The following is a 16,821-nucleotide window of genomic DNA, read 5'->3' as shown; positions in this document are numbered from 1 at the left end:
ATTGCACAATGCAAGGTCGCACGCGTCCGCGGATCGGCATCTTCAGTGGTTGGTGCGATGATCATATCCGAACTCAAGCCAGATGAGAGCCAATGGCCACAAATGCTGGAGAATGAGTCGGTTTTCGCAATGGCGGCGGGCTTTCGTTTGCTATGATGAGGTGGACGGCGAGCGGCGTGAGCCTCCGCACAAGTCCTCGCGTCTCAACCTTGGCCGCGGGCCGTCGCATTGCAACCAAGAAGCTTGAAACATGCGCTACACATTCGCCATAGGTGATATCCACGGCTGTATCGATCCGCTGAACAGGATGATCGATCAGATCGAGGCTTATGCGTCTGAAGGGACCGTCGTCTTCCTGGGCGACTATATTGATCGCGGGCCTGACAGCAAAAGTGTCCTCGACCGGATCATCGCCGGTCCATCGGACTCGTGGCGATGGATCTGCCTGAAAGGCAATCATGAGGACATGATGGTCGCTGCCTATGCCGACGGCGACAGCAGAGACGTATGGATCAGCAACGGCGGACTTGAAACCGAAATGTCCTATGACGGCAGGGTTCTGCCTCAGCATTTGCAATGGGCTGCCGATCGTTCCCTCATGCATGTCGATCGGCATCGCATCTTTGTCCATGCCGGTGTTGTTCCGGAATTTCCGCTGGAACGGCAGACCAAGCGCGATCTTCTCTGGCTACGGTTCTCTCCCGGTGAGTCCAGCGATTATTGGGGCAAGCACCTGGTCCACGGCCATACGCCGTCGCTCTCCAACCCGGTGACGACAGGAAACCGCACCAACATCGACAGCGGCTGCGTTTTCGGCGGCAAGCTTTCCTGCGCGGTCTTCGATGACGAGATTGCCGGCGGGCCGATCGACTTTATCGAGGTGAGGGCATGAATTTGGGCGCTTTCGTACGGCCGTAAAACCGGAGGCGCCCGAGCGGGCGTGCGCCTTGCTTCCTCTTCTCCCGGGGGGAGAAGAGGTGCCGGCGTCGCGGAGCGTTATCGGGGGCTCAAGCCCCTCCAGCCGGCGGCGAGCCGCAGCCAGGGCGCCAGGTGGAAGCCGCTCATCAGTAAGTACATGGGCACCATTCCGCCGATCGGGAAGGCATCCGGCGTCGTCGTGCAGATCATGTCGGCGCTGCCGGTAGTGGCCGTCAGCAGCGCCATGAGCGCGAATGTCGGAGCGGCGGCGAGCGACAGCCAATCGGCGGCGCGGCCGGTGATCCGGTTGCCTGGGCTAGCCATGCCACCGCTCGGCTTAGCAGCTGATCCGTCTGCTGAGGCGGCCAGCGAGAGCCATTCGGCGACGTTGCCGTCGCCTCTCTCTGGAGGGTGGGCGGAGAGCAGCATCGGCGTCACTCCCTGCCGTACCGGTCGTGGTGGCGCCACCAGATGCCGGTTTCGTTGCGGCCCTTGGGGGCGCGGTCGAGCCATTGGTACATGCCCCATAACCCGTCCAGCCCGCGCGCATAGCTGGAATAGCTATGGTAGACGGCGCCGTCGATGAGCTCAAAGGCGCTGACACCCGGCCGGTCGCGGGTATAGGTGGGGACATCGGTGCCGGTCATGGCGGCTATCTGAGTGATCGGCGCCTCGCTGTCGCGGCTCTGCCACTCCGCGACCGTCTTGCCTGCGAGCGGTTCGGGGGCGGGCGGTTCGCGGCGATAGTTGTATTCGATCTCGCCTCGGCGCTGCTGGTCGGGGCTGAACCAGACGCTGAAGTCGCCGTTGAAGTCGCTGCCGAAGGACGATGCCCAGGGAAAGCTCCAGTCCATCCGCCGCTTGAATGCTTCGAGCTTTGACAACGGCGCGCGGGAGACCGCCCAAAAGGCCACATCGTGGTTCTCCAGGTGAACGAAGAAGCCGTTGAAGCCATCGGCGATCGACGAGCAGGAGGGGCATCCCGCGGTATAATCCGGCCCGAACATGAAGTGATAGACGAGAAGCTGCGAGCGGCCGCCGAAGAGGTCCTTCAGCGAGACGTTGCCGCCGTCGGTGTCGAAGCGGTATTGCTTGTCGATCCTCACTCGCGGCAATTGCTGGCGCTTCATCGCCAGCGCGTCGCTCTGCCGGGTCAGTTCCTTCTCCTCCTCGAGCAGATCGAGCCTTGCTGCCAGCCACTGCTGGCGTGTTGCGTTCAGCTGTGCCGTCATGGGTCTTCTCCTTTGCCTGTCTCTCGTCGTAGCATCCGGCGCAGGCTTGCTTGCCGGTCGACGACAAATCTAAGGCCGGGTGGGGAAATGGCGGGAGTGACAAGTGTGACGGGATTTGAATGGACTCGCTGATCACGGCAGCGGCGCGAGCGCTGGCAGTGGGAGATGCGCTCGGCGCGCTGAAGCGAGTGGCGCTGCGCGACGATGCGCCGGCGCTGGCTCTGCGCGGCATTGCGATGGCGCAGCTCGGCGATCTCGTCCGTGCCAAGGCGCTGTTGAAGAGTGCGGCGCGTGCTTTCGGCCCGCGCGAGGCGGTGGCCCGGGCCCGCTGCCTTGTCGCCGAGGCCGAGATCGCGCTGGTCTCGCGCGATCTTACCTGGCCGCCCAAGGCGCTGGAGGCGGCGCGCAAGGTGCTCGAAGCGCATGGCGACAGGGTCAATGCCGCCCATGCCAGGAATGTCGAGCTTCGCCGGCTGGTGCTGATCGGCCGGCTCGACGAGGCCGAGCGGGCGCTGGAAACGCTCGATCCAACGCCGCTGCCGCCGGCGGCGAGGGCCGCTCATGAGCTGGTGGTCGCGGGCATCGCGATCCGGCGCCTGCAGACGAATGCGGCGCACCAGGCTCTCGACCGGGCAAGGCAGGCTGCGCGCGAGGCCGGTATGCCGGTATTGACGGCGGAGGTGGAAAATGCCGCCCACGTGCTCAGCGCGCCGGTGGCGCGGCTGATCTCGCGCTGGCGGGAAAGCCCGCTGCTGCTCGAGGAGGTGGAAGAGCTGCTGGGTTCGGGCACGCTCGTCGTCGATGCCTGCCGCCATGTCGTGCGCGACGATCAGCTTTCGGTGTCGCTGGCAACACGGCCCGTGCTCTTCACGCTCGCCCGGACGCTTGCCGAAGCCTGGCCGGCGGATGTGGCACGCGGCACGCTCATCGCGCGCGCCTTCCGCGGCAAACATGCCGATGAATCGCATCGTGCCCGGCTGCGCGTCGAGATCGGCCGGCTGCGCGCCGAACTGCGGGGACTGGCGGAGGTTTCGGCGACGAAACGCGGCTTTGCGCTTTCGCCGCGTCGGGCCGGAGAGACCGCCGTGCTGGCGCCGCTGGTCGAAGGCCAGCACGGGGCGGTGCTCGCCTTTCTCGCCGATGGCGAGGCCTGGTCGAGCTCGGCGCTGGCGATTGCGCTCGGCGCCAGTCCGCGCACCGTGCAGCGGGCGCTAGATTCGCTCGCCGATGAAGGCAAGACGCAATCCTTCGGGCGCGGGCGGGCGCGACGCTGGATGAGCCCGCCGTTACCCGGTTTCCCGACGATCTTGTTACTCCCGGGACCCTTGCCGAGCGATTAGTATGGCCTGACTGATGAGGATGGCCCTACGGGCGAACAGGATGGAAGAGATGAAAAAATCGGCTGCGACGATCATCCGTGAATATGGACCCTTTCCCGGCGCCGAGCGCGTCAACGGCGTCACCTTCGACGGTGAGCATGTCTGGTTCGCCTCGGGCGACAGGCTGAACGCGCTCGATCCAGCAAGCGGCGAGGTGGTGCGCTCGATCGAGGTCGCATCCCATGCCGGCACGGCCTTCGATGGAGAGTTCCTCTATCAGATCGCCGAGAATGTCATTCACAAGATCGACCCGAAGTCCGGACGTATCCTTTCCACCATCCCGGCGCCGGGCAATGGTGGCGATTCCGGCCTTGCCTGGGCCGAAGGCTCGCTCTGGGTCGGCCAACACCGCGGCCGCAGGATCCATCAGATCGACCCGGAAACCGGAAAGATCCTCCGCACCATCGAATCCAACCGCGTCGTGACAGGCGTCACCTGGGTCGACGGCCAGCTCTGGCACGGAACCTGGGAGGGCGATGACAGCGACGTCAGACGCATCGACCCCGAAACCGGCGAGGTGCTGGAGCGGCTGGAGATGCCCGAGGGTACCGGCGTCTCCGGCCTCGAATCCGACGGCGCGGACTGCTTCTTTTGCGGTGGCGGCGCCAGCGGCAAGGTCCGCGCGATCACCCGGCCGGCGCAGGGCAAGGAGGGGAAGGGTAAGTAGCCGATGCGACGCCGAAGAGGCCGAGGCGGCATATCTCTTCCCAGTGACAGTCAGTTCGCCAACAATCCGGGCGCTAAGTTGGAAGTCGACACCAAGGGGCAAGTTGTGGGAATTTCAACCGAGCGTGCGATTGATTTCGGTACGTGACGATCTACTTTCGCGGCAGTGTCGGTCGAGGCCTTTACGCAAAGCCGGTATGATCGTGGGGGAGAGACTTTGAAATATCTGCGCACGACGCTCGGACCGAAGAGCAAATCCGAACTCGGGATGATTCTCCCGCATGAGCACGTTTTCGTCGACCTCAGGACGCCGGACCAGCCCGGTTATGCCGAGGCAGACATCGACGACGTCGTCCGTCTGATGGCCCCCGAAATCGAGCGGATCAAGAAGCTCGGGGTGACGGCGCTGGTCGAATGCTCGACGGGCGGCGTTGGACGCCGTGCGGATATTGATCTTGCCGTGTCGCTCGCGACGGATTTTCCGATCGTCGTGCCCACCGGCAATTACCGTGAACCCTGGATTCCCGAATGGGTCCGCCATGCTTCCGAGAAGGAGCTGGAGGCGTGGATGCTTCGCGAGCTGACGGAGCAGATCGACGAGACCGGGTTCCAGGCGGGCTGGATCAAGCTCAGCGCCGGCGATGACGGCATGACGGCGCTCGAGACGAAAATCCTGCGGGCGGCCGCGCGTGCGGCGGCGCAGACGGACGCCGTTATCGGCAGTCATACGATCAGGGGACGGGTCGTTATGGATCAGCTCGATGTAATAGAGGCAGAGGGCTACAGGGCCGACAGGTTCATCTCGATCCATACGCAGGAAGAAGAGGACTTCGCCCTTAATGTCGCTGTCGCCGAGCGAGGCGCCTGGATCGAGTATGACCATGTCGGCCGGGGCGGGGATAACGAGGTGGCGGAGCTGGTGATCAAGGCGCTGGAGGCGGGCTGCGGCGATCGCCTGTTGTTGAGCCATGACCGTGGCTGGTTCGATCCGGCACAGCCGAAGGGCGGGATACCCAAGCCATACACCCATCTTTCCACGGTCTTGCTGCCCGAGTTGAAACGGCGGGGCATAGACGACGGCACCCTGATGCGGCTGACCCACGACAATCCGTTCGAGGCTTTCGCCCGATAGGGGAGGCGGTCAGGTGAAAGGAGCCTGGGCAATCATGTCGCGATCCCCGGAAATGCTCAAGACCGGGTTCAGCCGATTGCCGACACCTCGGTGCCGCGGGAGCGGAGTTCGCCGAGAATGCTGTAAGGACCGTTCAAAAGGCCGATCGGCAGGATGATGAAAGCGTTCGTGCCTGCCGGCAGATTCGCGATCCGCCCGATCAGAAGCGCGCGCAACTTGTCCGCATCGGTGAGATCGGTGGGCGTCACGATACCCTTGGCAGTGATTTCCTCCCCCAGGCCTGCGATCTCTGCGCTATTTCGAGCCTTGTAGAGTTCGTCGAAATAGGCGCCGATCGGTCCGATCCGGCGGCGCAGGTCGAGAAGATAGCTGATGGAGTCGGAGCCGACGGAATTGACCGTCTCCAGGGTCAGCGGCTTCTGCAGGGTCCGCATCTCGCCGTCGGCGGCAAGCGTCTTCACGTCGCGCCCGATCGATACGCCGTAATTTGCAAGCGCCAGGCCGATGCTCGGTGTGTCGGGGCCGAAGACATGTTGCCCTTCGCCGATGAGCAGCAGGCTCGCCTCGAAACCGGAAAGCTTTTCGATCGCTCCCTTTGCCGGAGATGTCGAGAGGATGGTTTTGAGCTCGTCGTGATCGGATGGTGTCAAAGCTGCAAAGACGGGCTTGATATCGCTGTTCTTGAACTTGGTGGTCGACAGGGTGAGGCTGGGATTGACGTCGATCAGCACCGTCTTCGATTGATCGACCAGGCGTTTTCCCTCGGCCACGATGTCAGGAAAAGTGTCGGCGCGGATGCGCACGTAGCCGAAAAGCACATGGTCATTCGCGGGGGATTTGGCGCGCCAGAGGTGATGTGCATGGCTGCCTCCGCGCTGAGCCGGATGCATGGCGGCGGATTCGCATCGGACTAATCGCGTGAAAGAACATTTGTTCCAACTCCCGGTGGAAATGATGAGCGTCCAGGGCACGGGAGTCAGCTGGACTCGTTCAAAATTCTCGACGATACCAGGATCTATGCCGCACCGCGCTCCTCGAACAAAAGCGCCATGCTGATCGCATCGATGAACCGACCGTCGATGCGAGCCGCACGCCGGACGATGCCTTCGCGGGCAAATCCCATCTTTTCGTAAAGAGCGATAGCACGGGCGTTGTCTTCATAAACATCGAGTTCAACCCGGGCAAAGCCGCTTTTTTGTGCGGCTCTCAAGGTCGTCTCGATGAGCATTCGTCCCAGACCCTTGCCCCGATAGGCGGGAAGGATTCCCATGCCGAGGTTTCCGCGATGGGCGTGCGACGGGAAAAAATGCCGGCTGATGTCGCACCAACCGACAACCTGGTCTTGAGCGGTGGCAACGAATTGCGGATTGCCTTTTGCAATCATGCCCATCACGAACTCACGCGTCTGCGGCAGAGGAGCTGCTTCCAGCATGGATAGGTATTTTTTCTCCCGCGCGACCACGTCGAGCGCATGATGAAAGCTGTCGATGTGGGCGGCAGCGATCGGCTCGATCCTGATGCCTGACGTATCCGACGATGCTGCATCCATGTGCTTCTCCTTCAACGATTGCGATGCCTATGGGAGACCTGCCGCAGACCCGCACGGGAGCGCATAATTCACGGTCCGTCAACCTTTGCGTGTCAATTTCTCGGTAGCGGGCGGCATCAAAAGGTTGCAGGTATTGAAGGTCGGGCTCACATCCCACATTACATTCGTCCTGGTGACGCTCACCTGCGCGGCGGCTGTGTTGCTATGCGGATTTGCGTGGCTCGCCGCCATGAAGGTCGATGATCTCTCGCTCCGTCGGCAGGCCGACTTCATTCGGCAGGGACTGGAAGAGCAGATGGCGGCACTTCCCCGAGAGCAGGAAAGCGTCACCAAATGGGACGATGCCTTCCTCTATGCCAAGCAGCGAAACCATGAATGGCTGCTCGATAATGTCGGCCGGTGGACGAGCCAGTATTTCGGGCACGACAGAACCTATATCTTCGACGATACCAATCGCCTGATGTTCGCCTTCCGTGACGGCGCGGATGCCATGCCGCCGCGGCTTGGTGACGACGACGGCCAAGAAATGACGGCTCTTGCCGAAGAGATGCGCGCCGCTCTCGTCGAGCGGGCTGCAGAGCCGGGCGCCGAGGCGATTGGCCAACTGGCCACGGTTCGGACGATCATGATCGGCAACAGGCCGGCGATAACAAGCGCGCGTCCCATTCTGCCGAGCTCGGCCAGGATGCAGATCGAGGCAAGCCGGGAGTTCATCGCCATCTCGGTCAAGTTCATCGATGGAAAGGCTGCCGAAAACATCGGCCATCATGCGCGGCTTGAAGGATTGTATTTCGCGTCTTCGAAAAGTGAAGATGAGCGGGCGCAAGTGCCGGTGTTGTCTAATGACGGCGGCACGATCGGCTATTTCGTGTGGCCGCCTATCCGGCCCGGCTTCATGCTGCTGCAGCAGATCGCGCCGGCAGGGCTCGGTTGCCTGGCGCTGCTGATCGCCGTCGTGTTCTGGCTCGGACGAGGTCTGCATCGTACCTCGCTGACCCTGCTGGACAGCCAGGCGCAGCTCACCCATCACCGCAACCATCTCGAAGAGATGGTGGCCGATCGAACGGCCGAGATCGAAAGGCAAAGGGAGGAACTGGACCGCCTGCTGGTGCACGAACGCCAGGTGAATGCGCTCCAGCGCCAGTTCGTCGCCATGGCCTCGCACGAGTTTCGCACGCCGCTCGCCATCATCGACGCCGCCGCTCAGCGGCTTTGCCGCTCGACGACCAACGTCAGCGGCGATTACGTTCACGAAAAGGCCGGGGTGATCCGCAGCGCTGTCGTGCGCATGGTCGATCTGATGGAGAGCATCCTCGCCAGCGGCCGGCTCGAAACCGGACAGATCACACTGAAGCGGAGCGAAGGCGATCTGAAAGCCCTACTCGTCAGCTGCTGCGACAGGCAGCGCCACCTCAGCCGCTCGCATGTGTTCCACCTCGATCTCGAGCCCATACCTGACATATTGACGTTCGACCGCAGCGCCATGGAACAGGTCTTCACCAACCTGATTTCGAACGCCGTCAAATATTCACCCAACGCGCCTGACATTCATGTTCGCGCCCGGGCCGACGACAAGACGGTGGAGATCGCCATCTCCGACAGCGGCATCGGCATGGATGCGGAGGATCTGCCGAAGCTGTTCCAGCCCTATTATCGCGCCCGCAGCGCGACGGGCATTGCCGGGACGGGCATCGGCCTCAACGTCGTCAAGCAGGTCGTCGAATTGCATGGCGGCACCGTCGAGGTGACGAGCGAGCTCGGCAAAGGCACAACATTCACCATTCTTCTGCCAATGGAGTTTCTATTGTCGGATCAACAAGTCGCAGCTTAAGGAAGAGCTCATGGTTACAGTTCTGTGCATAGAAGACGAAGTCGAGATCCGGAACCTCCTCGTCGAAGAATTGAGCGAAGCCGGCTACAAGACGCTCGAGGCCTCGAACGGCGCCGAGGGACTGGAAATGATCCTGTCGAAGTGGCCCGATATCGTCATCAGCGACATTTCGATGCCGGTCATGGATGGGCACCAGCTTCTGGCGGAAATTCAGATCAACCACCCCGAGCTTTCCAACATCCCCTTCATTCTGCTGACGGCACTGACCGACCGGGAAAACACGCTGGCCGGCCTGCGCGGCGGAGCGGCGGACTATCTGACGAAGCCGCTCGACTTCGATCTGCTGCTCGCCAAGCTCGAAGGCTGCGTGACGCGCCTTGCCAACGACAAGGCGGTTCACCGGTCGTTCTGATGGTTGTCGGCGGGATCAAGAGAGCCTCACCCTGAGGGGCCTCGAAGGGCGAGGCGGGTGCGCAAACGTCAGATGGATGCAAGGAGCAGCGCTGCGGCGTGTCCTTCGAGGCTTCGCCCCGTGGGCTACGCGCCTCAGGATGAGGGTCGTTGGTGAATGCCGCCCATAACCAATCATCGTTGGTGGATGACGCCCTCAAAAGAGGGGTTGGACGCAGCGAGAAGAGCGCGCTCGATCCGCTCCGCCCACCTTCCATCATCCTCTTCGTGCCAGGATATCGCTCAGCACCTCGAACACCCTTGGATCGAGCGTCTGAGACACGTTGAAACGCATGAAATTTGTTGCCGATTGCGACAGGCTGAATGCGTTTCCGGGAGCCAGAACGATCCTCTTTTCCAGTGCGGCGCGCGCCACATCAGTTGCATCGATGCCGTCGGGCAGCAAGCACCAGAGGAACATTCCCGCCTGGGGCTCCAGCCAGGGCGTTATCCCTAAGCCCTTCAGCTTGGCCGAGACCTCGCTCATCGCCCGAGAGAGCCGGTATCTCAGCGCCTCCATGTGTTTGCGATAGCTGCCGTCGCTCAAGACACTCAGCACCAGTTCCGCCGTCAGCCGGCCGCCGCCGAAGGAGGTGGCGATCTTGAGGTCTGTCAGGCCGTCGATCCATTCCGGTTTCGCCACGACGAAGCCGCAGCGGGCCGAGGCCGACAGGGTTTTCGAGAAGCTGCCGATATGGATGACCCGCTCGAGCCCGTCGAAGGCGGCAAGGCGGGGCGCCGGCGTATATTCGAAATCGGCGAAGATATCGTCCTCGATGATGGTCAAGTCGAACTGGTCGGCGAGTTTTAGAACGCGGTGGGCGGTAACAGGAGACAACGTCGCGCCGGTCGGATTGTGGATGGCGGAATTGGTAATGTAGAGCCGCGGACGCTCATTGGCGACGACTTGCGCAAACGCTTCGATATCGGGACCGGACGCGGTGTAGGGCACGCTGACGATCTTTGCCCGATGGGCGCGTAGCAGCGCATGGAAATTGAAATAGCAAGGATCATCGACCAGCACCGTGTCGCCGGGTTCCAGCAGGAAACGGCAGAGCAGATCGATTGCCTGCGTGCCGGAATCGGCCAGCATGATTTGATCCGGGGACGCTTCGATCCCCCGTTCACCCATGCGGCGGGAAATCAGCTGGCGCAGTTGCTGCAAGCCGAGCGGCGAGCCGTAGTCGGCGAGCGCCGGCCCGTCGGCGCGGGCAAGCGTCCTGAGCCCGCGGCGCATGCCGTCTCCTGGCAACCAGGAGGGCGGCAGCCAACCGCAGCCGGGCTTCAGGTCGGCCTCGCCGGCCTCCAGCGATTGCCGCGATATCCAGAACGGATCCACCGCGCGGTCGAGCTTCGGCCCGGTCTCGGCAAGCGCAAAGGGCGCTGTCTGGTTGGCGACGTAGAATCCCGAGCCTGGCCTTGCCAGGATCGCGCCTTCGGCGACCAACCGCTCATAAGCGTCGACGACGGTCGAAGTCGAGAGCTTCAACGTCCCAGCCAGCCCCCGCACAGATGGTAGCTTTGCGCCCGGCGTCAGGCTGCGCCCGGCGATGCGCTGCCTGATCGTCGCGGCGACCATCTCCACGCGTGTGCGTCCTTCGTTCATCTGTATTGTTTCCTGGACCATTACAGTTTCGCGAAATCGTATCAGACTGTCACTGTAATGACCATCCGTGTTGGCCGATAAGAGTGAGAGAATGAAGGAGTGCAGCGCATCATGGACCGCATGGCATCGGGGTGGATCAATGGTTTTATCGGGGTGGTGATCTTCAGCGGGTCGTTGCCGGCGACGCGCGTGGCGGTGATGCAGTTCGATCCGGTTTTCCTCACCGTGGCGCGCGCGGCGATCGCCGGCTTTCTCGCCCTTGGCCTGCTGATTGCTTTTAGGGAGAAGCGGCCGAGCCGAAGTGACATTCTCTCCCTGGCGGTCGTGGCGCTGGGAGTCGTGGTCGGCTTTCCCCTGCTGACGGCGCTGGCGCTGCAGCATGTCACGTCAGCCCATTCGATCGTCTTCATCGGCCTGCTGCCACTCGCAACGGCGATCTTCGGCGTGGTCCGTGGGGGAGAACGGCCGAAGCCGGCTTTCTGGCTATTTTCCGTCCTCGGCAGCGCGCTGGTGGCGGGATTCGCACTGACGCAGGGCCTGACGGCCTCGCCGGTCGGCGATCTGCTGATGCTGGCAGCAGTCGTTGTCTGCGGCCTCGGCTATGCCGAAGGCGGCAGGCTTTCACGCACGCTCGGCGGATGGCAGGTGATTTCCTGGGCGCTCGTCCTGTCGTTGCCGCTGACGGTAGCAGTCGCGCTTGTCCATCGGCCGGCAACCTTCACCGGCATCGAAACGCCGGCGCTGCTCGGCCTTGCCTATGTCTCGCTGTTTTCCATGCTGATCGGCTTCATCTTCTGGTACCGCGGCCTGTCGCAGGGCGGCATCGCCGCCGTCGGGCAATTGCAACTGCTCCAGCCGTTCTTCGGCCTGGCGCTTGCCGCAACCCTGCTGCACGAGCCCGTGACCTGGGCCATGCTCGCCGTCACGGTCGCCGTCATCCTCTGCGTCGCCGGCGCCCGCAGGTTTGCGCGGTAGGCTTGTCCGTCGCTTTACAGAGGATACGTTTTAGGGGGCAAGATTCTTCAACAAGCCAACTCATGTCTCCTCAATATTGAATCCATAGGCTCGCGTGACGAGCGCGACACGGATTTCGTACCGAGTATACCAGTCTGACCGACCGCGATTTTGCGCCTGAATGTGATCGACGACTGATTTCCAGGCTCGAATGCTATCCTCATCCTTCCAATAGGAGATGAGTATGCCGAAACCGTCTGCCCCGCGAGCACTTTCGAAGCCGAGATAACCTGGCTGCTGTTTTGCAAGTTCCGTCATCGCATAACCCATCTCGCCATAGCCGTTGTCAAGCTTTGTTCGTTGAGAGGAAAAACTGACCATATAGTATGGCGGTTCAGGCAAAGCGGCGGTGGACATCTGAGCTCCGATTGATTGCTATGTGTGTGGCTTATCGCCGCGATCGCAATGACTGCTGTCGGCACACTGCGAAAGCGAGCAATCTTAGGCGCGGCGGATTGCCCCTCATCGTGAGTCATCCACCTGCCATGACAGCTCTATGCCGTTCCGCCATGGCTGCGCCGGAGCTTCGGACTGAATACCATCCATCATGGTTCGACAAGTTCTCTTTGATAGGTGTCAGCGATCCATTGTGACGGTAACCTGGGTCCTCGTGCTCTCTCAATGTCGGGAAAGCGCAAGAGTTGCTCTTATGGCTATGGCCCCAGGCCAGGTCTGCCAGCGGCAGGTGCTGGCCTCGACAATTTCGCTCACCAGTTTTCGTCGACCGTGGCAAACTGCGATGGCGGTGATCGCGGCATTTCTCGCGAGATCACCATCCACCTGCTGAATTCAGACGGAGGCACCGCTATGACCCGTCGAAGCTCCAAGCAGGCGTTGGTCTCCGCTTTGCGCGACGCCGACATTGCGACAAGCAATCACCCTGGCTGATCTATTCGCTGTTTTCTCGGCCCTTTGCTTCCCGCACCAGGTCCGGCATCCCGTCATGCGGACCGAGGGCATGGTTGGGATGGTCATCCCACCAATCATTATGCAGCGGTCGGCGGTGAGGGTGGAGCGGGTAGAAAATGCGGTTCTCGGCCTTGTGGCGCTCACCGACGACTAGGAGATGCACCTCGGCTTGCGTATTGTTGAGGAAACTATGGGCGATCCCGGTGCCGGCCGGAAATCCGACGGCGTCGCCGGGCTTCAGCCGATAGAGATGGCCATCGAGCCAAACGTCGGGTGCGCCTTCGAGAACGTAGACGAATTCTTCCTCGGCACTCTCCGCATGCGGAAAGGAGGTGCGCCGGCCAGGCGGCAATCGCTCGTGATGAATGCCCAATTTTGCCAGGCTGAAATATCGTCCGAAAGGCGCACCAATGCTCATCAGTTCGTCGTCATCGTCATAGTGCGAGTCGTCCGGCCGTTCGATCTCGCTCCAATGGACGACAAAGGAGGGGCGCTCCGACGTTGCCATGGTAATCCTCCTGATGTGAGAGGTTCAGGTGATTGAGGACACGGACATGCTGCCGTGAATGGAAACCGACCGCAAGGGCGAAACGGCGGCTCCAACGCAAGCGGCGTGGGTGTCCGTCGCCGTTCGGCTCGATGGCGCCCCTCGCCCTGAACCTCTCTCCGTAAGCGGAGCGAGGGGACTTGCCATGCGAGGGCAGTCCCTTGATCCGAGACCTGCCGCCGAAGCTCCCAATCTATGAACCGCTCACTTGGCAGGCACGACGAGCGGCGCCCCTTTGCGGACGATGTAAGTTGCCAATTCCGAAGCCTTGCCGCTGCCGACGTTCTTCGCCGAGTGAACAACGCCGGAGGGAATGAAGAGGGATTGGCCGGCTTTAAGAGTAACCGGCTGTCTGCCTTCCAACTGGTATTCCAGCGTTCCTTCGATGACGAAGGCGATCTCTTCGCCGGGATGCGAGTGATTGGGGGCGAGAACGCCCGGAGCGAAATCGACGCGCACCTGGACGGCCTCGTGGCCGGGCACGTCGATATCGCTTTTGATGAGATCGCTGCGCTGCAGCTGCTGTTCTGCATGTGCTGTTGCTGCGCCGCCGAGAACAAGGGCGAGCGCGATAGCCTGGATCATTTTCATGTGGTCATCCTTCCTGGATTTAAACCAATCTCGACCATTGGGTCGTGTCCGGATTTCACCCGAGGATTGAACCAGGGATGTGTCCGAAAACCCCCATTTTTGTAATCCAGTGTATCACTACGCCGCCGACGACGAGTCTACGGGTCTGACGCCGGCGAGATTGGCGATGTCCGTGATGCCGCCGGAGGATTCGAAGTCGAATATTTTCTGGGTGACGAGGGCAGCGGCACCCCGAGCCCAGGAATTGTCCTCCCAGTCGGGCAAGAGGGGCGGGGCGGTTCGGAAGGTCCGGGCGGCGAGGGCTTCACGCAGTGGCGTTAGGAAAGGCTCGCCGAGGGAGACGGCTTCGCCGCCGGCGACGATGACTTCGGGATCGGTGATGTTGACGAGATTGGCAAGGGCGGTTCCGATGCCGCGGCCGGAATCGGCGACGAGGGCGAGGGCGGCGGCATCGCCCGATGCGAGCGCAGCCGACAATTCAGGCAATCCCAGTTCGTCGCGGCCGGTCGCTTCCCGCCAGCGTCTCAGCATCGAGGCTTCGGAGTGATAGGCCATCAGGCAGCCGCGCTTGCCGCATTCGCAGAGCCGGCCGTTCTCCTCGTAGAGGGTGTGGCCGAATTTGCCAGCAGCACCGTTGGCGCCGCGATAGAGCTTACCGTCGATGACGAGGGCGCAACTGATGCCGACGCCGACGGCCAGAACCGCCATGTTGCGATGCTGGCGGCCGAGCCCGAAGAGCTGCTGGGCAATGGCATAGGCATTGGTGTCGTCTTCCAGCCAGACCGGCACATGGACGCGGCTGGCAACGAGCGAGGCGAGGGGGACGTTGTCCCATTTGAATCGGTAGCTGCGCACGCAAGCCGTCTGCTCGTGATTGATGACACCGGGCATGGAGATGCCGATGCCGGCGAGCTTCGCATCTGGCCGGCCGGCGAGCTTCACCAGTTCGGGAACGGTGCCCGCCAGCAGGTCGGCGACCTTATCGGGGTCGTGGCCGTCGAGGTTTACTCGCATGGCGGCGACGGGGTTGGTGGCAAGGTCGGTTGCCACGCACTCCACCGAGTCGACCATCAGTTTGAAGCCAACGGCGAGTGCGTGTTCGTAGTTGATATCTACCGGGATCGGGCGGCGGCCGGTGAGGCCGGGTACGGTCTTCCCTTCGATGACGATGCCTTCCTCCAGAAGGTCGGCGACGACGAAGGTGACGGCGGCGGGGCTGAGGCCGATGACGGTGGCGATATCGGCGCGGCTCCTTGGCCCCTCGCGGCGGAGGAGGTTGAGAATGAGGCGTCGGTTCATGGCTCTTGCCGTGGTTTGGTCGCCTTTTAACTTCACGATGCGTTCCTTAATTTTGTAAATTAATTATTGCGGGCTGCAAAGATCTATGCATAAGTTCGGCCGCGGATCAACTCAGCCAGGCGGATTATCGCTGGAATCGCCGAGCGGATCGCAGCGTTGAATGCCTGGTCGGTCGTTTCATGGAGGAGGCGACGGTCGGGAGATGTTGATCGATCAACTGGGAGGAATTCAATGACATTTTTGAAGCAATTTCCGTCGACCACCCGCAGACGCTTCCTGAAGGGCGCGGGGCTCGTTTCCGCCGCAGCGGTCACCGGCAGCTTTCCGATCCCGGCGATCGCGCAGGCCCAGGAGGTCACGATGATCTCGGCCGAAAACAATGGTGCCGCACTCGATGCGCTGAAGGCGATTGCCGCGGGCTTCAGCAAGGAAGCCGGCGTCAACGTCGTCATCAACAATATGGACCACGAGGCCCACAAGACGGCCATTCGCAACTATCTCGTCGCCGGCGCGCCCGACGTCTGCTCCTGGTTTTCGGGCAACCGCATGCGCGCCTTCGTCAAGCGCGGCCTGTTCGACGATATCTCCGACCTTTTCGAGAAAGAGAAATATAAGGACGTGCTCGGCGCGACGGCAGGGGCCGTCACCGAAGACGGCAAGCAGTACGGCCTTCCCACAGGCGGCACACTCTGGGGCATGTTCTATCGCAAGGATGTGTTCGAGCAGCATGGCCTGACCGTGCCGAAGACGGCCGAAGAGTTCATGGCCTACGGCGACAAGTGCAAGGCCGCGGGCATCACGCCGGTTGCGATCGGCACCAAGGAATTGTGGCCGGCGGCCGGCTGGTTCGACCAGATGAACCTTCGCATCAACGGCCTCGACAAGCATATCGCGCTGATGAACGGCGAGATGAGCTATCTCGATCCCTCGCTGACGGCTGTTTTTGATCAGTGGGAGGCGATGATTTCGAAGGGGTTCTTCACGGAGAACCACACGTCCTTCGGCTGGCAGGAGGCCGCCGCGCTCTTGGCGCAGAAGAAGGCTGGCATGATGAACCTCGGCGCTTTCCTGCGCTCGGCTTTCACCGCCGAAGATCTGCCGCAGCTCTCTTACGCGACCTTCCCGGTGCTCGACGCGAAGGTCGGCCACTACGAGGAATTCTCGGTCAATTCGATCCACATTCCCGCCAAGGCCAAGAATAAGCAGGGCGCGCGCGAATTCCTCGCCTACTTTTACAAGCCCGAGAATCTGGCGGCCTATCTGGAGCCAGGCGGCAACGTGCCGCCGCGCCACGACCTGCCGCCAAGCAAGGACCCGCTGGTCAACGTCGCTGTCGAGACGATGAAGACGGTGCAGGGCACGTCGCAATATTACGACCGCGACAGCGACCCCGACATGGCGCAGGCCGGTCTCGTCGGCTTCCAGGAGTTCATGGCCAAACCCGACCGGCGCAAGGCGATCCTGACGCGCCTCGAAGGCACACGCAAGCGGATCTACAAGATCTGAGGAGTTGGCGTAACCCTCTCAGTTTGTTGGTAAACTGCGCCCTTCACTCGACGTCATCCTCGGCCTTGTGCCGAGGATCTGCTGCGCATCGACGTGGGCAGATGCTCGGGACAAGCCCCATAGGCGCTAACTTAGTCTTGACGGTGATGATCGTCGATGATTCACCGTGCTTATGAGCGATTTGTTGCAAGC

The 16,821-nt window shown here is 62.0% G+C and carries 17 protein-coding genes; 8 read left to right on the top strand and 9 right to left on the bottom strand.

Translation table 11 applies throughout. From position 1 onward, the window contains the following. Positions 1 to 250: 250 nt before the first annotated feature. Complete coding sequence (locus A6U98_RS16880; protein ID WP_064651609.1) at positions 251 to 892, top strand: metallophosphoesterase family protein; 642 nt, start codon at positions 251 to 253, stop codon at positions 890 to 892. A 104-nt stretch (positions 893 to 996) separates the two neighbouring features. Here A6U98_RS16880 and A6U98_RS16875 read toward each other — a convergent pair whose 3' ends face one another. Then, a complete protein-coding gene (locus A6U98_RS16875; protein WP_064651607.1) occupies positions 997 to 1,347 on the bottom strand; it encodes a hypothetical protein in 351 nt (116 codons plus the stop codon). Between the two features lie 5 nt (positions 1,348 to 1,352). Beyond that, positions 1,353 to 2,150: a DUF899 family protein gene (locus A6U98_RS16870; protein ID WP_064651605.1), complete on the bottom strand. Its 798-nt coding sequence runs from the start codon at positions 2,148 to 2,150 to the stop codon at positions 1,353 to 1,355. A 119-nt stretch (positions 2,151 to 2,269) separates the two neighbouring features. Between A6U98_RS16870 and A6U98_RS16865 the strand changes: the two genes are divergently transcribed. From A6U98_RS16865 to A6U98_RS16855, 3 genes are all read left to right on the top strand, one after another. Further along, positions 2,270 to 3,490, top strand: coding sequence for a hypothetical protein (locus A6U98_RS16865; RefSeq protein ID WP_064651604.1), 1,221 nt, complete (start codon positions 2,270 to 2,272; stop codon positions 3,488 to 3,490). A gap of 49 nt (positions 3,491 to 3,539) precedes the next feature. Then, positions 3,540 to 4,196, top strand: coding sequence for a PQQ-binding-like beta-propeller repeat protein (locus tag A6U98_RS16860; RefSeq protein WP_064652242.1), 657 nt, complete (start codon positions 3,540 to 3,542; stop codon positions 4,194 to 4,196). Between the two features lie 216 nt (positions 4,197 to 4,412). Next, entirely contained in the window at positions 4,413 to 5,327 is a 915-nt protein-coding gene (locus A6U98_RS16855) for an esterase (RefSeq protein ID WP_064651602.1), read from the top strand. Positions 5,328 to 5,395: 68 nt separating this feature from the next. Here the strand turns inward: A6U98_RS16855 and A6U98_RS16850 are convergent, their stop codons facing one another. Then, positions 5,396 to 6,145: a hypothetical protein gene (locus tag A6U98_RS16850; RefSeq protein ID WP_245304534.1), complete on the bottom strand. Its 750-nt coding sequence runs from the start codon at positions 6,143 to 6,145 to the stop codon at positions 5,396 to 5,398. A 197-nt stretch (positions 6,146 to 6,342) separates the two neighbouring features. After that, the gene (locus A6U98_RS16845; RefSeq protein WP_064651599.1) at positions 6,343 to 6,876 is read right to left on the bottom strand and encodes a GNAT family N-acetyltransferase; all 534 of its coding nucleotides are present in this window, start codon (positions 6,874 to 6,876) and stop codon (positions 6,343 to 6,345) included. An 85-nt stretch (positions 6,877 to 6,961) separates the two neighbouring features. On the opposite strand from A6U98_RS16845, the gene A6U98_RS16840 reads away from it, so the two are divergent. Then, positions 6,962 to 8,707 carry an ATP-binding protein gene (locus A6U98_RS16840; protein WP_064651598.1) on the top strand — a complete coding sequence of 582 codons (1,746 nt, stop codon included), beginning with the start codon at positions 6,962 to 6,964 and terminating at the stop codon, positions 8,705 to 8,707. Positions 8,708 to 8,717: 10 nt separating this feature from the next. Then, complete coding sequence (locus A6U98_RS16835) at positions 8,718 to 9,119, top strand: response regulator (RefSeq protein WP_003560657.1); 402 nt, start codon at positions 8,718 to 8,720, stop codon at positions 9,117 to 9,119. Between the two features lie 255 nt (positions 9,120 to 9,374). Here the strand turns inward: A6U98_RS16835 and A6U98_RS16830 are convergent, their stop codons facing one another. Continuing rightward, positions 9,375 to 10,784 (bottom strand): PLP-dependent aminotransferase family protein, encoded by a 1,410-nt coding sequence (locus tag A6U98_RS16830; protein ID WP_064651595.1) that lies wholly within the window; start codon positions 10,782 to 10,784, stop codon positions 9,375 to 9,377. A 90-nt stretch (positions 10,785 to 10,874) separates the two neighbouring features. Between A6U98_RS16830 and A6U98_RS16825 the strand changes: the two genes are divergently transcribed. Then, a complete protein-coding gene (locus A6U98_RS16825; RefSeq protein ID WP_064651593.1) occupies positions 10,875 to 11,738 on the top strand; it encodes a DMT family transporter in 864 nt (287 codons plus the stop codon). Between the two features lie 60 nt (positions 11,739 to 11,798). Here A6U98_RS16825 and A6U98_RS16820 read toward each other — a convergent pair whose 3' ends face one another. The 4 genes from A6U98_RS16820 to A6U98_RS16805 all read right to left on the bottom strand — a co-directional run bounded on the left by A6U98_RS16820 (position 11,799) and on the right by A6U98_RS16805 (position 15,159). Further along, entirely contained in the window at positions 11,799 to 12,134 is a 336-nt protein-coding gene (locus tag A6U98_RS16820; protein WP_018242693.1) for an antibiotic biosynthesis monooxygenase, read from the bottom strand. Positions 12,135 to 12,666: 532 nt separating this feature from the next. Next, positions 12,667 to 13,194: a cupin domain-containing protein gene (locus A6U98_RS16815; protein WP_064651592.1), complete on the bottom strand. Its 528-nt coding sequence runs from the start codon at positions 13,192 to 13,194 to the stop codon at positions 12,667 to 12,669. 243 nt (positions 13,195 to 13,437) lie between these two features. Then, a complete protein-coding gene (locus A6U98_RS16810; RefSeq protein WP_064651589.1) occupies positions 13,438 to 13,824 on the bottom strand; it encodes a cupin domain-containing protein in 387 nt (128 codons plus the stop codon). 117 nt (positions 13,825 to 13,941) lie between these two features. Next, positions 13,942 to 15,159 carry an ROK family protein gene (locus A6U98_RS16805; RefSeq protein ID WP_064651587.1) on the bottom strand — a complete coding sequence of 406 codons (1,218 nt, stop codon included), beginning with the start codon at positions 15,157 to 15,159 and terminating at the stop codon, positions 13,942 to 13,944. A 195-nt stretch (positions 15,160 to 15,354) separates the two neighbouring features. Here A6U98_RS16805 and A6U98_RS16800 point away from each other — a divergent pair, with 195 nt between their 5' ends. Continuing rightward, positions 15,355 to 16,629, top strand: coding sequence for an ABC transporter substrate-binding protein (locus A6U98_RS16800; protein ID WP_064651585.1), 1,275 nt, complete (start codon positions 15,355 to 15,357; stop codon positions 16,627 to 16,629). Positions 16,630 to 16,821: the final 192 nt, after the last annotated feature.

The organism is Rhizobium sp. WYCCWR10014 (genome assembly GCF_001657485.1).
In the GTDB taxonomy this organism is placed as follows: Bacteria; Pseudomonadota; Alphaproteobacteria; order Rhizobiales; family Rhizobiaceae; genus Rhizobium.
Note: the sequence above shows the minus strand (reverse complement) of the source record. Positions and strands in the feature narration are given on the sequence as shown.